The organism is Stutzerimonas sp. FeSN7 (assembly GCF_030263795.1).
Classification (GTDB): Bacteria; Pseudomonadota; Gammaproteobacteria; order Pseudomonadales; family Pseudomonadaceae; genus Stutzerimonas; species Stutzerimonas stutzeri.
In genome coordinates this window covers 2,330,345-2,344,043 of the sequence record NZ_JARPMN010000001.1, presented here as the reverse complement: position 1 = coordinate 2,344,043, position 13,699 = coordinate 2,330,345, and the positions used below count along the sequence as shown (strand labels likewise).

Here is a 13,699-nt window from a genome sequence, read left to right as displayed (position 1 = left end):
CAAAAGCGCCGATTGTAGCGCTTCAGTTCTCGCGCAGTACGCTCAACGGGCTCGCGTTGAGGGCGCGACGCGTGCCGATCAGCCCGGCGCTGCCGACCAGCAGCGCGCCGATCAGCGGCAACAACAACAGCCAGGGATGCGGCTGCCAGCGCAGGTCGAACGCATAGTGATAGAGCAGGGCGCTCACCAGTTCGCAGCCAAGCGCGGCGAGCAGGCCGCTGGCAGCGCCGAGCAATCCGAACTCGGCCCGGCGCGCCCTCAGCAGCAGACGCCGTTCGGCCCCTAGCGCGCGCAGTAGCGCACCCTGGCGGATGCGTTCGTCCAGTGTCGCTTGCAGACCGGCGAAGAGCACGGCCAGCCCCGCCGCCAGCACGAACAGCAGTACGTACTCCACCGCCAGCGAGACCTGCGCGAGGATGCTGCGCAGCTGGGCCAGCAGCGCCTCCACCTGGAGCAGGGTCACCGACGGGAACGCCCGCGCCAGCTCCACCAGTTCGCGCTCGTTGCCTGGTGGCAGGTGAAAGCTGGTCATGTAGGTGGCCGGCATGCCCTGCAGGGTGTCGGGCTCGAAGATCATGTAGAAGTTGGGCTGGAAGCTGTCCCAGTTGACCTCGCGCAGGCTGGTGACGCGAGCGTCACGCGTCAGCCCGCCTATGGTGAAGCTCAGCTGGTCGCCCAGCTTCAGCTGCAGGCTTTCGGCCAGTTCGGCCTCGACGGACACGCCTGGCAGCTCCGCCTCGGCCCGCTCATGCCACCACTGGCCAGCCACCAGATGATTGTCCTTGGGCAGGTCGGCCGACCAGGTCAGGCTGAGATCGCGACGAATCGCGCGTTCGCCCTGGGACTCCTTGCTGACCAGCTGGCGGACCGGCTCGCCATTGATCGCCACGAGTCGGCCCGGCACCACCGGATACAGTGGCGCGGCATGGCTGGAGAGTGCGTCGATTCGCTCGGCGAAGGCATCCTTTTCTGCAGGCAAGACGTTGAGTACGAAATGGTTGGGTGCGTCGTCCGGCAACTGGTCCTGCCAGGTGTCGAGCAGCTCGCCGCGCAACAGGGCGATCAGTGCCATGGCCAACAGGATCAGGCCGAAGGCAAGCGCCTGTCCCGCCGCTGCAAGCGGATGCCGCAGCAGCTGACCCAGCCCCAGCCGCCAGCTCAGCGAAGCGCCGGCAAGCAGGCGACGCATACCCTTCAGGCCGAGCAGCAACAGGCCTCCCAGCACCAGCGTGGCAAGCAGGCCGCCGCCCAGCAGAGCCAGGGTGATCTTCAGGTCCAGGCTCAGCCGCCACATGATCAGGCCGAGGGCCAGGATCGCCGTGCCGTACACCAGCCAGGCGCTGGGTGGCACCGGCAGCAGGTCGCGGCGCAGTACCCGCAATGGCGGTACGCGACCCAGTCCTGCCAATGGCGGAAGGGCAAAGCCCGCCAGCGCCACCAGACCCGTGGCCACACCGGCTGCGGCGGGCCAGATGCCGCCGGGGGGAATCTCCTGCGCCAGCAGATCGCGCAGGAGGTAGAACAGCCCGTGCTGTGCGGTCCAGCCGAGCAGGGCGCCGACAAGGCTGGCCAGCAGGCCAAGCATGCCCAGTTGCAAGGTATAGAGCAGCAGCGCGTCATGGCGGGAAAGGCCCAGACAGCGGAGCAGCGCACTGGCATCGAAGCGGCGTGTGGCGAAGCGGGCAGCCGACAGCGCCACGGCAACGCCCGCCAACAGAATCGCAGCCAGGCTCGCAAGGTTCAGATAGCGTTCCGCACGGCCCAGTGCGCCCCCTATCTGCCGGTTGCTGTCGCCGGCGGTTTCGATGCGTTGATGGGCTTGCAGCCCGGGCTGCAGTGCCTGCTGGTAAGCCGCCAGTGCGGCGCTTTCGCCGCGCCAGAGCTCCCGGTAGCGCACTCGGCTGCCAGGCTGGACGACACCGGTCGCGGCAAGATCATCCAGGTGCATCAGCACGCGTGGCGTCAGGCTGTAGAAATCACCGACCCGATCGGGCTCGTAGGTCAACACGCGGGTCAGGCGCAGCAGCTTATTGCCGACTTCGATGTCGTCACCGATTGCCAGGTCCAGGGCGGCGAACAGCCTGGCCTCGGCCCAGGCTTCACCCGGGGCCGGACCGGCGCCGGCTTCTTCGGCGCCGTAGGGCTGCGCCGCACTGCGCAAGGCGCCGCGCAGGGGATAGCTGCTGCTGGCCGCTTTGACACTGGCGAGCTGCAAGTCCTGGTCGGTGGCGATGACGCTGGAGAATTCGACCACCTGGGCATGTTCCAGCCCCTGTGCCTTGCCGGCGTCGATCTGTTGCGCCGAGGCAGGTGCACTGCCGCCCAGCACCAGGTCGGCGCCAAGGAACTCGCTGGCCCGCAGCAGCATGGCGTCGTTCAGGCGTGCACCGAAATAGCCGATGGCGGTACTGGCGGCGACGGCGATCAATAGGGCGAAAAACAGCACGCGCAACTCGCCGGCGCGAGCGTCGCGCAGCAACTGCCGGTAAGCCAGAGCGAACAGGCGCGCCTTGGGTAGGCCCATCATTCGCTCGTCTCGCTGGCGATCTGGCGCCCGCCCTCGAGGCGAAGCACGCGATGGCAGCGCCTGGCCAGGCGCTCGTCGTGGGTGACCAGCACCAGGGTCGTGCCGCGTTCGCGGTTAAGCTCGAACAACAGTTCAGTGATATGCGCGCCAGTATGGGTGTCGAGGTTGCCGGTGGGTTCGTCGGCAAACAGCACCTCGGGCTCGGCGGCGAAGGCGCGGGCCAGTGCGACGCGTTGCTGCTCGCCACCGGATAGCTGGCGGGGATAATGCTGCAGGCGCTCGCCCAGGCCGACGCGAGAGAGCAGCTCGGTGGCGCGCTCGCGAGCGTCGCGGCGCCCGTCCAGTTCCAGCGGCAGCATGACATTCTCCAGGGCGTTGAGGCTGTCGAGCAGCTGGAACGATTGAAAGACGAAACCGACGTGTTCGGAACGCACCCGCGCCCGCTGGTCTTCGTCGAGCGCCGCCAGCGCATGGCCGGCCAGATGAACTTCGCCCGAACTCGGTAGATCGAGCCCGGCCAGCAGGCCGAGCAGTGTCGACTTGCCCGACCCTGAGGTGCCGACGATGGCCAGGCTGTCGCCCTTAGCCAGCTGCAATGAAAGGTCGGCCAGGATGCTCAGCTCGCCTTCCGCGCTGGGTACCACTTTGTTAAGGTTCCGGGCGTCGAGAATATTGCCGCTCATGAGGGAATCCGATGCGAAGGTGGCTGAAATGCGGGGCCCTGGCGCTGCTGTGCTGGACTCAGGGAGCCCTGGCCGGAACCGTACTGGTGGTCGGCGATAGTATCAGCGCCGCTTTCGGGCTGGAAACCAGCCAGGGCTGGGTGCATCTGCTGCAGGAACGCCTCGTCGAGGGCGATGAATCCTGGCGTGTGGTGAACGCCTCCATCAGTGGCGATACCACGGCTGGCGGGCTTGCCAGGCTCGATCCCCTGCTTGAGGAACATACCCCTGAAGTGGTCATTCTGGAGCTGGGCGGCAATGACGGATTGCGTGGGCAATCACCTGTGCAATTGAAACAGAATCTTGCCGACATGATCGATCGCAGCCGCGAAGCCGGTGCTGAAGTGTTGCTGCTGGGCATGCGGATGCCGCCGAATCTGGGGCAGCGCTATACCCGTGCATTCGCCGATGCGTTCGACTCGCTTGCGCAGGAAAAGAGCGTCGCCTACGTGCCGTTCCTGCTGGAGGGTGTAGGGGGCGTTGCCGGGATGATGCAGGCCGACGGCATCCATCCGACGGCCGAGGCGCAGAGCCAGTTGCTCGAGACGGTCTGGCCGGCACTCGAGCCCTTGCTTTGAGGCGTGGCCGCAGCTACTGTCGCGCCCTCGATTGGAGCCTCAGATGTCGCGCTCAGCCAGGACCCTTTACGCTTATCGACTCATCGTGCCGGACGAACAGTACGACATGTTCGCCTGCCGCGAGAATCGACTGCACCTGGCGCTGCGGCAACTGGAACTGAGCGGAAATGCCGACCGCACGTTGTGCGGCGGCTTGCTGCCGGCTCAGCCCCGTTGGCGGGAACTCGAGCGGGCCACGCTGAAGGACCGTCAGTTGTGTCCCAGCTGCCGTCAGCTGCTCGAGGCGCGCCGCAAGGGCCTTCCGTCTGCCACTGCGGCCTGGTAGCTCACGTTTCGGTCGGTTCAAGTACAATCGCATCTATCCTTCTACTCTGGATTCTCAAGGACTCTTCAATGGTCTCGCGCGCGTTTGCGGTCGCCTCCTGTTTGTCATTCGCTGCTTTGCTTTCGGCGGGCCCCAGCGCGGCGCTCGAACTGCCGCTGCCGCCGGAAGGCGAAGACATCGTCGGCCAGATTCAGGTCATCAAGGCGAAGTACGAAGATACCTTCGCTGCCATCGGTGAAGCCCACGATCTTGGCTATCTGGAGTTGGTCGCGGCCAACCCGGGTGTCGACCCGTGGCTGCCGGGCGAGGGCACCGACATCATTCTGCCGACCCGTTTCATCCTCCCGCCGGGCCCGCGCGAGGGCATCGTGATCAACATTGCCGAGTACCGGATGTACTACTACCCGGAAGGCAAGAACGTGGTGCATACCTTCCCGCTGGGTATCGGCCGAGAGGGCTGGGGTTCTCCGGTTGGAACAGCCCGGATCACGGCCATGACCAGCAACCCGGCCTGGTATCCGCCGAAGTCGATTCGCGAAGAGCACGCCGCCGATGGCGATCCGTTGCCGACGGTGGTTCCGCCAGGCCCGGACAATCCTCTCGGCCCATACAAGATGAGCCTTTCGCTTCCGGGCTACCTGATTCATGGCTCGAACAAGAAGTTCGGTATCGGCATGCGGGTGAGCCACGGTTGCTTCCGTATGCTCAACCACAACGTGCTAGAACTGGCGAAGATGGTGAAAGTCGGAACGCCGGTGCGTATCGTCGACGAGCCCTACAAGTTCGGCGTCAGCGAGGGCAAGGTCTATCTAGAAGCCCATGCGCCGCTGGAAGACGGTGATCAAAAGACGCTGACACTGATGGACAAGCACGCCGTCGTCATCAATACCCTGCTCAAGCGTGACGAGGCCGCGGGCAAGTTGCACCTGGACTGGGAAATGGTGCGCGAGATCATTGCTGGCGAAGACGGCTTGCCGATCCAGATCGCCGAGCAGCGGACCGAAGTCGCCGTCCATGAAGAGCAGTTGTTCTGACTGCTTTTCCGCGGGCATAAAAAAGCCGACCTTGAAGGTCGGCTTTTTTGCTTTTACAAGCTTACTTGCGGCTGGCGCGTTCCAGCATACGCAGAGCACGCTCGTTGGCTTCGTCAGCAGTCTGCTGAGCCTTCTGAGCGGCGGCCAGAGCTTCGTCGGCCTTGCTGTACGCTTCGTCAGCGCGAGCCTGGGCGCGAGCAGCGGCGTCTTCGGTCGCGGTCAGGCGAGCTTCGCTTTCTTTGGTCATGCTGTTGCTGCAACCGGTAGCCAGAACTGCGGCCAGAGCCAGAGCAGAGAATTTCAGAACGTTGTTCATCTTGTTCCCCTTAAGGTGGAAATCCATAAAGCAACTTCCGTTATGGAAAGTTTGCGCGCACATACTACCTATAACTTAGCTTAAGTAAACTGAGTGGGCGCAGGCGCTACAGGTTTTTTTTCAAACTGCCTTTGCTTTGTCTCTCATCCCGGCAAGTTGGATAAAAAACATCCAGCGCTGGTTCCCCAAAGACCCATCATAGTTGCCTGATTGCATCACGCATCGAAAGTTCCGGTGCAGGGCGTGCAAATAATGATCAACGCAAGGCTGGTCGAACGACTTCGAAAGAGGTAGAAAAGACGTCTGTGAATGTATGCGGCTGCCGACGACACGTCCCTGGTGCAGCCACCCGAAAACAAGAAGACAGGACAATCCTGCTGAAGGAGTCACGATGAGCGACACGGTGCGCGTCCATCACGACCAGGCTGGCCATCGCTTCGAGGCGATGATCGAAGGTCACTGCGCCTACCTTGCCTACATGGATCTTGGCAAGCAGACACTGGATATGTATCGCACCTTCGTTCCGGACGCATTGCGTGGGCGAGGCATCGCAGCGGCCCTGGCGCAGCATGCGCTCGAATACGCGGAGCGGGAGGGCTATCAGGTCATCCCTTCATGCTCATATGTGGAACGCTACATCGAACGCAATCGAACGGGCTCTGGCCAGGCCACGCCAGAGCCATAAAAAAACGCCGGGAGACCGGCGTTTTTTCTTCCTAGCCGCGCTGCCGTTTGGGCAGCACGTCCTTGAGCTTGTCATGCATGCTCAGCACGGCTTTCTCGGTGGTGTCCCAGTCGATACAGGCGTCGGTAATGGACACTCCGTACTTGAGATCGCACAGGTTCTTCGGAATGGCCTGATTGCCCCAGCCAAGGTGGCTTTCGACCATGAGGCCAACAATGGAATTGTTGCCTTCGAGGATCTGGTTGGCGACGTTGTCCATCACCAGCGGCTGCAGGGCAGGGTCCTTGTTGGAGTTTGCATGGCTGCAGTCGATCATGATGTTCGGGCGAATGCCCGCCTTGTGCAGCTCCTGCTCGCAGAGCGCGACGCTGACCGAGTCGTAGTTGGGCTTGCCGTTTCCACCGCGCAGCACCACGTGGCCGTAGTTATTGCCCTTGGTGGTGACGATGGACACGCCGCCAGACTGGTTGATGCCAAGGAAACGGTGCGGGCTGGAAACCGACTGCAGCGCGTTGATGGCCACGGTCAGGCTGCCGTCGGTGCCATTCTTGAAGCCGACAGCCGAGGACAGCCCGGACGCCATTTCGCGGTGCGTCTGCGATTCGGTGGTGCGCGCGCCGATCGCCGACCAGCTGATCAGATCCTGCAGATACTGCGGAGAGATGGGGTCGAGTGCCTCGGTGGCGGTGGGCAGGCCCATCTCCGCCAGATCGAGCAGCAGCTTGCGGCCGATGTGCAGACCGTCCTGGATCTTGAACGAGTCGTCCATGTAGGGATCGTTGATCAGGCCTTTCCAGCCGACAGTGGTACGGGGCTTCTCGAAATACACGCGCATGACGAGGAACAGGCTGTCGGAGACCTTTTCCGCCAGGACCTTGAGGCGCTCGGCGTACTCGTGGGCGGCTTTCAGGTCATGGATGGAGCAGGGGCCGATCACCAGGAACAGGCGGTGATCCTTGCCGTCGAGAATGTCGCGTACGACCTGACGACCATGGGAGACGGTCTGCAATGCCGAGGCGGTCAGCGGGATTTCACGCTTCAGTTGCTCCGGCGTGATCAGGGTCACGTTGGACGCAACGTTGAGGTCGTCGATTGGTAAATCAGCCATTTGTCACTCGTCAGGAATCACGGGAGCCGTCCGCCAGCGATCCCGGTGCGGCGGAACTGGACTTGAGGGCGCAGCGGGGAAACGGAACCTTAGCGCTAAAGGGCTTAATCGACAACGAGATTGATGGCGTATTGAGTCGATCCGCCTGTCGATCTTCGCAACGCCAAGCGGGACGCTGTGATGCGCATCGTCGGGCTGCTATCGTTCTGCTTTTTCAATCGGTTGGCGCGGGTATCCCGCCGGCCACATGACCTGGAGCGCTTATGTCTGCAGCCAATCCACGTATAGGCATCATCGGCACGGGTGCCATCGGAGGCTTCTATGGCTTGATGCTGGCACGCGCCGGCTTCGATGTGCATTTCCTGTTGCGTAGCGAATACGATGCCGTCCTCGCCCGTGGCCTGCAGGTCAATAGCGCGGTGCATGGGCCATTACTGCTGGAGCAGCCGCAGATTTACCGCGCTGCCGCCCAGATGCCTCCCTGCAACTGGCTACTGGTGGGGGCTAAAAGCACCAGCAACCAGGAGCTGGCGCCGCTCATCGCTCAGGTCGCAGCACCCGATTGCAAGGTGGTGGTACTGCAGAACGGGCTGGGTGTGGAGGATGTGCTCAGGCCATTTCTGCCGGCCAGCGTGCACCTGCTGGGCGGCCTGTGTGCGATCTGTGCACATCGTTCCGCGCCCGGCGTGGTCGAGCATCAGGCCCTTGGTGGGGTCAACCTTGGCTACCATTCCGGGCCAGCCGGGCATGACCCGCAGGCACAACAGGTATTACTGGGCGAGATGGTCGAGATGTTCCGTCGGGCCGGGGTGGATTCTTCACCGATGCCCAGCCTGGCACAGGCGCGCTGGATGAAGCTGGTGTGGAACGTGCCGTTCAACGGCCTCTCGGCTCTGCTCGACGCTGGTACCGAGTCGCTGCTCGCCAGCGACGACACGCGGGCGCAGATCAAGGCCATCATGCAGGAGGTCTGCGCCGCGGCGCAGGCGCTGGGTTGTGCGCTGCCAGAGGATTTCCCGGAGAAGTTGCTGATGGGAACGGCACGCATGCCCGACTACCTGCCCAGCATGTATCACGACAGGTTACACAACCGGCCGATGGAGCTGGAGGCGATCTATGCCGCACCGCTTGCCGCAGCTGCGCAGCAGGGCGTATCGATGCCCCGTACCGAAATGATCTATCGCCTGTTGCGCTTCCTGGAGCAGCGTAACGGCGCCTGACACAAACGCCGGCCCGGTTTTCGCCGCACTGCTAAGCTCAACGGCAGTCGCGGCGAGTCAGACCAAAGGTCGCACAGCAAAAGCCAGGCGGAACATCTATCATCCGTTGGCGCACCGTTCATAAGGTTATAAGTGTTGCGGCAGGCGCAGTGGTGCCTTTGCCTTGAGGGATTTCTATGAAGCTTCAACAACTGCGTTACATCTGGGAAGTGGCGCACCATGACCTCAACGTTTCGGCAACTGCCCAGAGTCTGTTCACCTCGCAACCCGGCATCAGCAAGCAGATTCGCCTGTTGGAGGATGAACTCGGCGTCGAAGTGTTCGCCCGCAGTGGCAAGCATCTGACGCGGGTGACACCTGCTGGAGAGCGCATCATCACCACGGCTGGCGAGATTCTGCGCAAGTGCGAGAGCATCAAGCAGATTGCCCAGGAGTTCTCCAACGAAAAGAAGGGCACCCTGAGCATCGCGACCACCCACACCCAGGCACGTTATGCGTTGCCTCAGGTGATCAGCAGCTTCATCAAGCAGTACCCGGACGTGTCGCTGCACATGCACCAGGGTACGCCGATGCAGATCGCCGAAATGGCCGCCGACGGGACGGTCGATTTCGCCATCGCAACCGAGGGGCTGGAACTGTTCGGCGACCTGGTGATGATGCCTTGCTATCGGTGGAACCGCTGCGTGATCGTGCCTCGCGGCCATCCGCTGGCGAAACTGGACAAGCTCACCCTCGAGGCGCTGGCCGAGCACCCGATCGTGACTTACGTGTTCGGTTTCACCGGGCGCTCCAAGCTCGACGAAGCCTTCGGCCATCGTGGGCTTTCGCCGAAGGTGGTTTTCACCGCAGCCGACGCTGACGTGATCAAGACCTATGTCCGGCTCGGGTTGGGCGTTGGTATCGTGGCGCGCATGGCGGTGGACCCGAACCTGGATTCGGATCTGGTGGTGCTGGATGCCAGTGAGCTGTTCGAGTCCAGCGTGACCAAGATCGGCTTCCGCCGCGGCACTTTCCTGCGCGGCTTCATGTGCGACTTCATCCAGCAGTTCGCCCCGCATCTGAACCGGGACATGCTGGAAAAGGCCATCCAGTGCCGCAACAAGGCGGAACTGGATGAGCTGTTCGACGGCATGCAGCTGCCGACCTACTGATCATTCGAGGCACGGGTTCGGCGCTGGCGCCAACCCGTGAGTGCACTGTCTACCGCATGAGTGTGCGGTCAGCTCTTGGCGATCAGATTGCCGGCGTGCAGCCCGCATTCCTTGTGGGTGGCTTCCTCCCACCACCAGCGACCTTCACGCTCGTGCTGGTTCGGTAGCACCGGCCGAGTGCAGGGCTCACAGCCGATACTGATGAACCCGCGCTCGTGCAGGCTGTTGTAGGGAATTTCCAGCATGCGGATGTAGCCCCAGACTTCCTCGCTGGTCATCTGTGCCAGCGGGTTGAACTTGTACAGCGGGTGGTCCGGTGTCGAGAACGCGGTATCCAGTTCCAGTACTGCAACCTGGCTACGGGTGCCAGGGCTCTGGTCACGCCGCTGGCCGGTGGCCCAGGCGCGCACTGTCGACAGTTTGCGGCGCAGCGGCTCGATCTTGCGGATACCGCAGCATTCGCCATGACCGTCGCGGTAGAAACTGAACAGGCCCTTTTCGTTGACCAGCGGCTGCAGCAACGCCGGGTCCGGGGTCATGATCTCGATGGCGATGCCGTAGTGATCACGGACCTGCTCGATGAAGCGATAGGTCTCGCTGTGCAGGCGTCCGGTATCGAGGGTGAACACCTTGACGCTCTTGTTCAGCTTCCAGGCCATATCCAGCAGTACCACGTCTTCGGCGCCACTGAAGGAGATCCACAGGTCATCGCCGAACAGATCGAGGGCGAGCTTAAGAACGTCTTGCGGCGATTTCTCGGCGTAGGCTGTAGCCAACGCGGCGACGTCGATGGAGGTGATCATCAGGCGGCTTCCTTATAAATGTCCACGGCGCTTCGGCGCTCTGAGGCGGCGGATGGTAGCAAAAGGGGTTTATGCCGCTAAATAACGTTTAGATACGCGTATCAGCCTTTTCGGGTATAAGCGCTGCGTTGCTTCGGCTGCGAGCTGCCGTTAGAGTGCCGCCTTCAATTTTCTGCATTGAGGAGTGGCCCGTGGAAATAGCCTGTCTCGACCTGGAAGGTGTGCTGGTTCCGGAAATCTGGATCGCCTTTGCCGAGGCCACCGGAATCGAATCGCTCCGGGCGACCACACGGGACATTCCCGACTATGACGTGCTGATGAAGCAGCGCCTGCGCATCCTCGACGAGCACGGCCTGAAGCTCGCCGATATCCAGAAGGTCATCGCAACGCTGAAGCCGCTGGAAGGCGCGCCGGAGTTCATCGACTGGCTGCGCGAGCGTTTCCAGGTGGTGATCCTGTCCGACACCTTCTACGAGTTCTCCCAGCCGCTGATGCGCCAGCTGGGCTTCCCGACGCTGCTCTGCCATCGCCTGATCACCGACGAGACCGACCGCGTGGTGGACTATCAGCTGCGCCAGAAGGACCCCAAGCGGCAGTCGGTCATCGCGCTGAAGAGCCTGTACTACCGTGTCATCGCTGCGGGTGACTCTTACAACGACACCACCATGCTCAGCGAAGCCCATGCCGGCATCCTGTTCCATGCGCCGGACAATGTCATCGCCGAGTTCCCGCAATTCCCTGCAGTGCATACCTTCGATGCGCTCAAGCAGGAGTTCCTCAAGGCGTCGAACCGCAAGCTGACGCTCTGATCTGTCCGGATCGAGGCGACCGTTCCGTTGATCGGTCGCCTCAGCCTGATAGCTGCTCCAGCGTTTCCAGCAGCACCTTCACTTTGTCGATCGACTCCTGGTATTCCGCCTGCCAGTCCGAGTCGGCGACGATGCCGCCACCGCCCCAGCAGCTGGCTTGTCCGCCACGGACGAGCAGGGTACGGATGGCGATGGAGCTGTCCATTTCCCCCCTGACATCGACATACAGCAGCGACCCGCAGTAAATCGAGCGGCGGGTAGGTTCCAGCTCGTCGATGATCTGCATGGCGCGGATCTTCGGCGCTCCGGTAATGGACCCGCCAGGAAAGCTGCCGGCCAGCAGATCGAATGCGTCCAGCCGGTCGGCGAGCTCGCCGGTGACACAGCTCACCAGGTGATGGACATTGGGGTAGCTCTCCAGCGCGAACAGCTGCGGGACGCGCACGCTGCCGATGCGACAGCTGCGGCCGAGATCGTTGCGCAGCAAATCGACAATCATCAGGTTCTCGGCACGATCCTTCTCGCTGGCCAGTAGTGCCTGCGCCTGTGCGGCATCGCTCTGCTCGTCATGCCCGCGGGGCCGCGTACCCTTGATCGGCCGCGTCTCCACCCGGCCGCCCTGCAGCCGCAGGAAGCGTTCCGGCGAAAGGCTGACGATGGCGCCATCGCCAAGCCCGACGAACCCGGCGAATGGTGTCGGGCAAGCCTTGCGCAGGGCGCTATAGGCACTCCATGCATCACCCGAGCAGGTGGCGCGAAAACGCTGGGTGAAGTTCACCTGGTAGCAGTCGCCCGCCTGGATATAGGCCTGGATGCGCTCGATGCCGCGGCGATAATCATCCCGCGAGATATCCGGAGTGAACCGCCCATGCAGCCTGAATGGCTCGGGTGCGGCAGAGAAGGCCGTTTCGAACAGACGGACCAGGCGTTCACGTTCGGGCCGGGCGGCGGCCGGATGAAACAGCAGCTGGCTGGTCTGACGCTGGTGATCCGTGATCAACGCCCAGCCATACATCCCCAGGCGCGCCAGCGGTAAACCACTGTCATCGCGTGCGCGCTGTGGAAGTCGTTCCAGCCGCGTGCCGAAGTCGTAATTCAGCAGGCCGATCAGTCCGCCCGCAAAGGGCAGCTCGCAACCGTCGGGCAGCGTGGCCGGCCCCAGGTCGCGCAATGCCTGGCGCAAACGCTGGAAAAAATCACGCCCTGATTCGCTCCGGGCAGGCTCGAAGATCGCCGATGGCCAGGCGCTGAGGATGTCGAAGCGGCCGCGCTCGGCTACCGGCCGGCCGGAATCCAGCAGAACGGCGCCGGGCGCATGACGAATGCGTTCGAACCAGTGAGCAGGATCGGCCTTATAGGGCAGAGGGTGCAGCGTGCAGAGGGGCATGGTCGGATCGATAAGGGCCGGCCCGCGAGATGCACGGGCCTGCCAATGGGTCAGTCGTGCGGCGGAACGTGGCCGAAGAGCTCCTGGGAGAACTTCACGCGTTCCTCGACGGTTTCCTGGATGCCCTTTGCCTTGAGCTCTTCCAGACGGTTCTCCACGGCGTGGGCGCGGTGGGTCAGCCCGCAGTCGTTGGCGATCTGGATGTTCAGGCCCGGGCGTGCATTCAACTCCAGGATCAGCGGTCCCTTGTCCTGATCGAGCACCATGTCGACACCGATATAGCCGAGCCCGCAGAGCTCGTAACAGCCGGCGGCCAGCTTCATGAAGCCGTCCCAGTTCGGCAGCTGTACGCCGTCCACAGCATTGGTGGTGTCGGGGTGCTTGGTGATCTTGTTGTTCAGCCAGGTGCCGCGAAGGGTGATACCGGTCGCCAGATCCACGCCGACGCCGATTGCACCCTGGTGCAGGTTGGCCTTGCCGCCGGACTGGCGGGTGGGCAGGCGCAGCATGGCCATGATCGGATAACCCATCAGCACGATGATGCGGATGTCCGGCACGCCTTCGTAACTGATGCTCTTGAAGATCGGATCAGGCGTGACGCGGTACTCGATCAGCGCACGGTCGCGGTGACCGCCGAGAGAATACAGACCAGTGAGGATGTTGGAGATCTGATGCTCGATCTCCTCATGGGTCATGATCTTTCCGGATACGGTCTTGTAGCGACCCTCGAAACGGTCCGCGATCACCAGAATGCCGTCGCCGCCAGCACCCTGGGCCGGTTTGACGACGAAGTCGGTGTGGTCCTTGACGATGTCCTTGAGCTTGTCGATGTCCTTCTCGGTCTCGATGATCCCGTACATCTCCGGCACATGAATGCCGGCCTCGATCGCGCGCTGCTTGGTGATGATCTTGTCATCGACGATCGGGTACAGGCTGCGCTTGTTGTACTTGAGCACGTAGTCCGCGTTGCGGCGGTTGATGCCCATGATGCCCTTGGCTTCCAGGGCCTTCCACGTCTTGATCAGACCGAACAT

The 13,699-nt window shown here is 62.7% G+C and carries 14 protein-coding genes; 7 read left to right on the top strand and 7 right to left on the bottom strand.

The window, feature by feature from the left end; genetic code table 11:
* Positions 1–22: 22 nt before the first annotated feature.
* Positions 23–2,524 carry an ABC transporter permease gene (locus tag P5703_RS10950; protein WP_279641719.1) on the bottom strand — a complete coding sequence of 834 codons (2,502 nt, stop codon included), beginning with the start codon at positions 2,522–2,524 and terminating at the stop codon, positions 23–25.
* Complete coding sequence (locus tag P5703_RS10945) at positions 2,524–3,210, bottom strand: ABC transporter ATP-binding protein (protein ID WP_020306344.1); 687 nt, start codon at positions 3,208–3,210, stop codon at positions 2,524–2,526. Before P5703_RS10945 ends, P5703_RS10950 begins: the two co-directional genes overlap by 1 nt.
* An 11-nt stretch (positions 3,211–3,221) precedes the next feature.
* Between P5703_RS10945 and P5703_RS10940 the strand changes: the two genes are divergently transcribed.
* The 3 genes from P5703_RS10940 to P5703_RS10930 all read left to right on the top strand — a co-directional run bounded on the left by P5703_RS10940 (position 3,222) and on the right by P5703_RS10930 (position 5,186).
* The gene (locus tag P5703_RS10940) at positions 3,222–3,827 is read left to right on the top strand and encodes an arylesterase (protein ID WP_011913161.1); all 606 of its coding nucleotides are present in this window, start codon (positions 3,222–3,224) and stop codon (positions 3,825–3,827) included.
* 43 nt (positions 3,828–3,870) lie between these two features.
* Positions 3,871–4,152 (top strand): hypothetical protein, encoded by a 282-nt coding sequence (locus tag P5703_RS10935; protein ID WP_013982725.1) that lies wholly within the window; start codon positions 3,871–3,873, stop codon positions 4,150–4,152.
* 68 nt (positions 4,153–4,220) lie between these two features.
* Entirely contained in the window at positions 4,221–5,186 is a 966-nt protein-coding gene (locus tag P5703_RS10930) for a L,D-transpeptidase family protein (RefSeq protein WP_014596643.1), read from the top strand.
* Positions 5,187–5,247: 61 nt separating this feature from the next.
* Here P5703_RS10930 and P5703_RS10925 read toward each other — a convergent pair whose 3' ends face one another.
* Positions 5,248–5,502, bottom strand: a complete 255-nt coding sequence (locus P5703_RS10925) for an Lpp/OprI family alanine-zipper lipoprotein (RefSeq protein WP_003294452.1) — start codon at positions 5,500–5,502, stop codon at positions 5,248–5,250.
* 391 nt (positions 5,503–5,893) lie between these two features.
* Here P5703_RS10925 and P5703_RS10920 point away from each other — a divergent pair, with 391 nt between their 5' ends.
* Positions 5,894–6,187: a GNAT family N-acetyltransferase gene (locus P5703_RS10920; protein ID WP_011913163.1), complete on the top strand. Its 294-nt coding sequence runs from the start codon at positions 5,894–5,896 to the stop codon at positions 6,185–6,187.
* A gap of 31 nt (positions 6,188–6,218) precedes the next feature.
* Here the strand turns inward: P5703_RS10920 and P5703_RS10915 are convergent, their stop codons facing one another.
* Entirely contained in the window at positions 6,219–7,295 is a 1,077-nt protein-coding gene (locus tag P5703_RS10915) for a 3-deoxy-7-phosphoheptulonate synthase (protein WP_013982729.1), read from the bottom strand.
* Positions 7,296–7,558: 263 nt separating this feature from the next.
* Here P5703_RS10915 and P5703_RS10910 point away from each other — a divergent pair, with 263 nt between their 5' ends.
* The gene (locus P5703_RS10910; RefSeq protein ID WP_125882282.1) at positions 7,559–8,515 is read left to right on the top strand and encodes a putative 2-dehydropantoate 2-reductase; all 957 of its coding nucleotides are present in this window, start codon (positions 7,559–7,561) and stop codon (positions 8,513–8,515) included.
* Positions 8,516–8,691: 176 nt separating this feature from the next.
* The gene (cysB, locus tag P5703_RS10905; protein ID WP_011913166.1) at positions 8,692–9,666 is read left to right on the top strand and encodes an HTH-type transcriptional regulator CysB; all 975 of its coding nucleotides are present in this window, start codon (positions 8,692–8,694) and stop codon (positions 9,664–9,666) included.
* Between the two features lie 68 nt (positions 9,667–9,734).
* Here cysB and P5703_RS10900 read toward each other — a convergent pair whose 3' ends face one another.
* On the bottom strand, positions 9,735–10,469 hold the full coding sequence (locus P5703_RS10900) for a phosphoadenylyl-sulfate reductase (protein WP_218651157.1): 735 nt from the start codon (positions 10,467–10,469) through the stop codon (positions 9,735–9,737).
* A 191-nt stretch (positions 10,470–10,660) separates the two neighbouring features.
* Here P5703_RS10900 and thrH point away from each other — a divergent pair, with 191 nt between their 5' ends.
* The gene (thrH, locus tag P5703_RS10895) at positions 10,661–11,278 is read left to right on the top strand and encodes a bifunctional phosphoserine phosphatase/homoserine phosphotransferase ThrH (RefSeq protein ID WP_011913168.1); all 618 of its coding nucleotides are present in this window, start codon (positions 10,661–10,663) and stop codon (positions 11,276–11,278) included.
* A gap of 40 nt (positions 11,279–11,318) precedes the next feature.
* On the opposite strand, the gene pabB is transcribed toward thrH, so the two are convergent.
* Positions 11,319–12,665, bottom strand: a complete 1,347-nt coding sequence (pabB, locus tag P5703_RS10890; protein ID WP_285586726.1) for an aminodeoxychorismate synthase component I — start codon at positions 12,663–12,665, stop codon at positions 11,319–11,321.
* 50 nt (positions 12,666–12,715) lie between these two features.
* Complete coding sequence (locus P5703_RS10885; protein WP_011913170.1) at positions 12,716–13,699, bottom strand: alpha-L-glutamate ligase-like protein; 984 nt, start codon at positions 13,697–13,699, stop codon at positions 12,716–12,718.

Coding starts and splice junctions, on each gene's coding strand:
- P5703_RS10925 (WP_003294452.1), bottom strand. CDS start 5,502: ATGAACAACGTTCTGAAATTCTCTGCTCTGGCTCTGGCCGCAGTTCTG.
- pabB (WP_285586726.1), bottom strand. CDS start 12,665: ATGCCCCTCTGCACGCTGCACCCTCTGCCCTATAAGGCCGATCCTGCT.
- P5703_RS10930 (WP_014596643.1), top strand. CDS start 4,221: ATGGTCTCGCGCGCGTTTGCGGTCGCCTCCTGTTTGTCATTCGCTGCT.
- cysB (WP_011913166.1), top strand. CDS start 8,692: ATGAAGCTTCAACAACTGCGTTACATCTGGGAAGTGGCGCACCATGAC.
- P5703_RS10940 (WP_011913161.1), top strand. CDS start 3,222: ATGCGAAGGTGGCTGAAATGCGGGGCCCTGGCGCTGCTGTGCTGGACT.
- P5703_RS10885 (WP_011913170.1), bottom strand. CDS start 13,699: ATGTTCGGTCTGATCAAGACGTGGAAGGCCCTGGAAGCCAAGGGCATC.
- P5703_RS10915 (WP_013982729.1), bottom strand. CDS start 7,295: ATGGCTGATTTACCAATCGACGACCTCAACGTTGCGTCCAACGTGACC.
- P5703_RS10935 (WP_013982725.1), top strand. CDS start 3,871: ATGTCGCGCTCAGCCAGGACCCTTTACGCTTATCGACTCATCGTGCCG.
- P5703_RS10920 (WP_011913163.1), top strand. CDS start 5,894: ATGAGCGACACGGTGCGCGTCCATCACGACCAGGCTGGCCATCGCTTC.
- P5703_RS10945 (WP_020306344.1), bottom strand. CDS start 3,210: ATGAGCGGCAATATTCTCGACGCCCGGAACCTTAACAAAGTGGTACCC.
- P5703_RS10950 (WP_279641719.1), bottom strand. CDS start 2,524: ATGGGCCTACCCAAGGCGCGCCTGTTCGCTCTGGCTTACCGGCAGTTG.
- P5703_RS10900 (WP_218651157.1), bottom strand. CDS start 10,469: ATGATCACCTCCATCGACGTCGCCGCGTTGGCTACAGCCTACGCCGAG.
- P5703_RS10910 (WP_125882282.1), top strand. CDS start 7,559: ATGTCTGCAGCCAATCCACGTATAGGCATCATCGGCACGGGTGCCATC.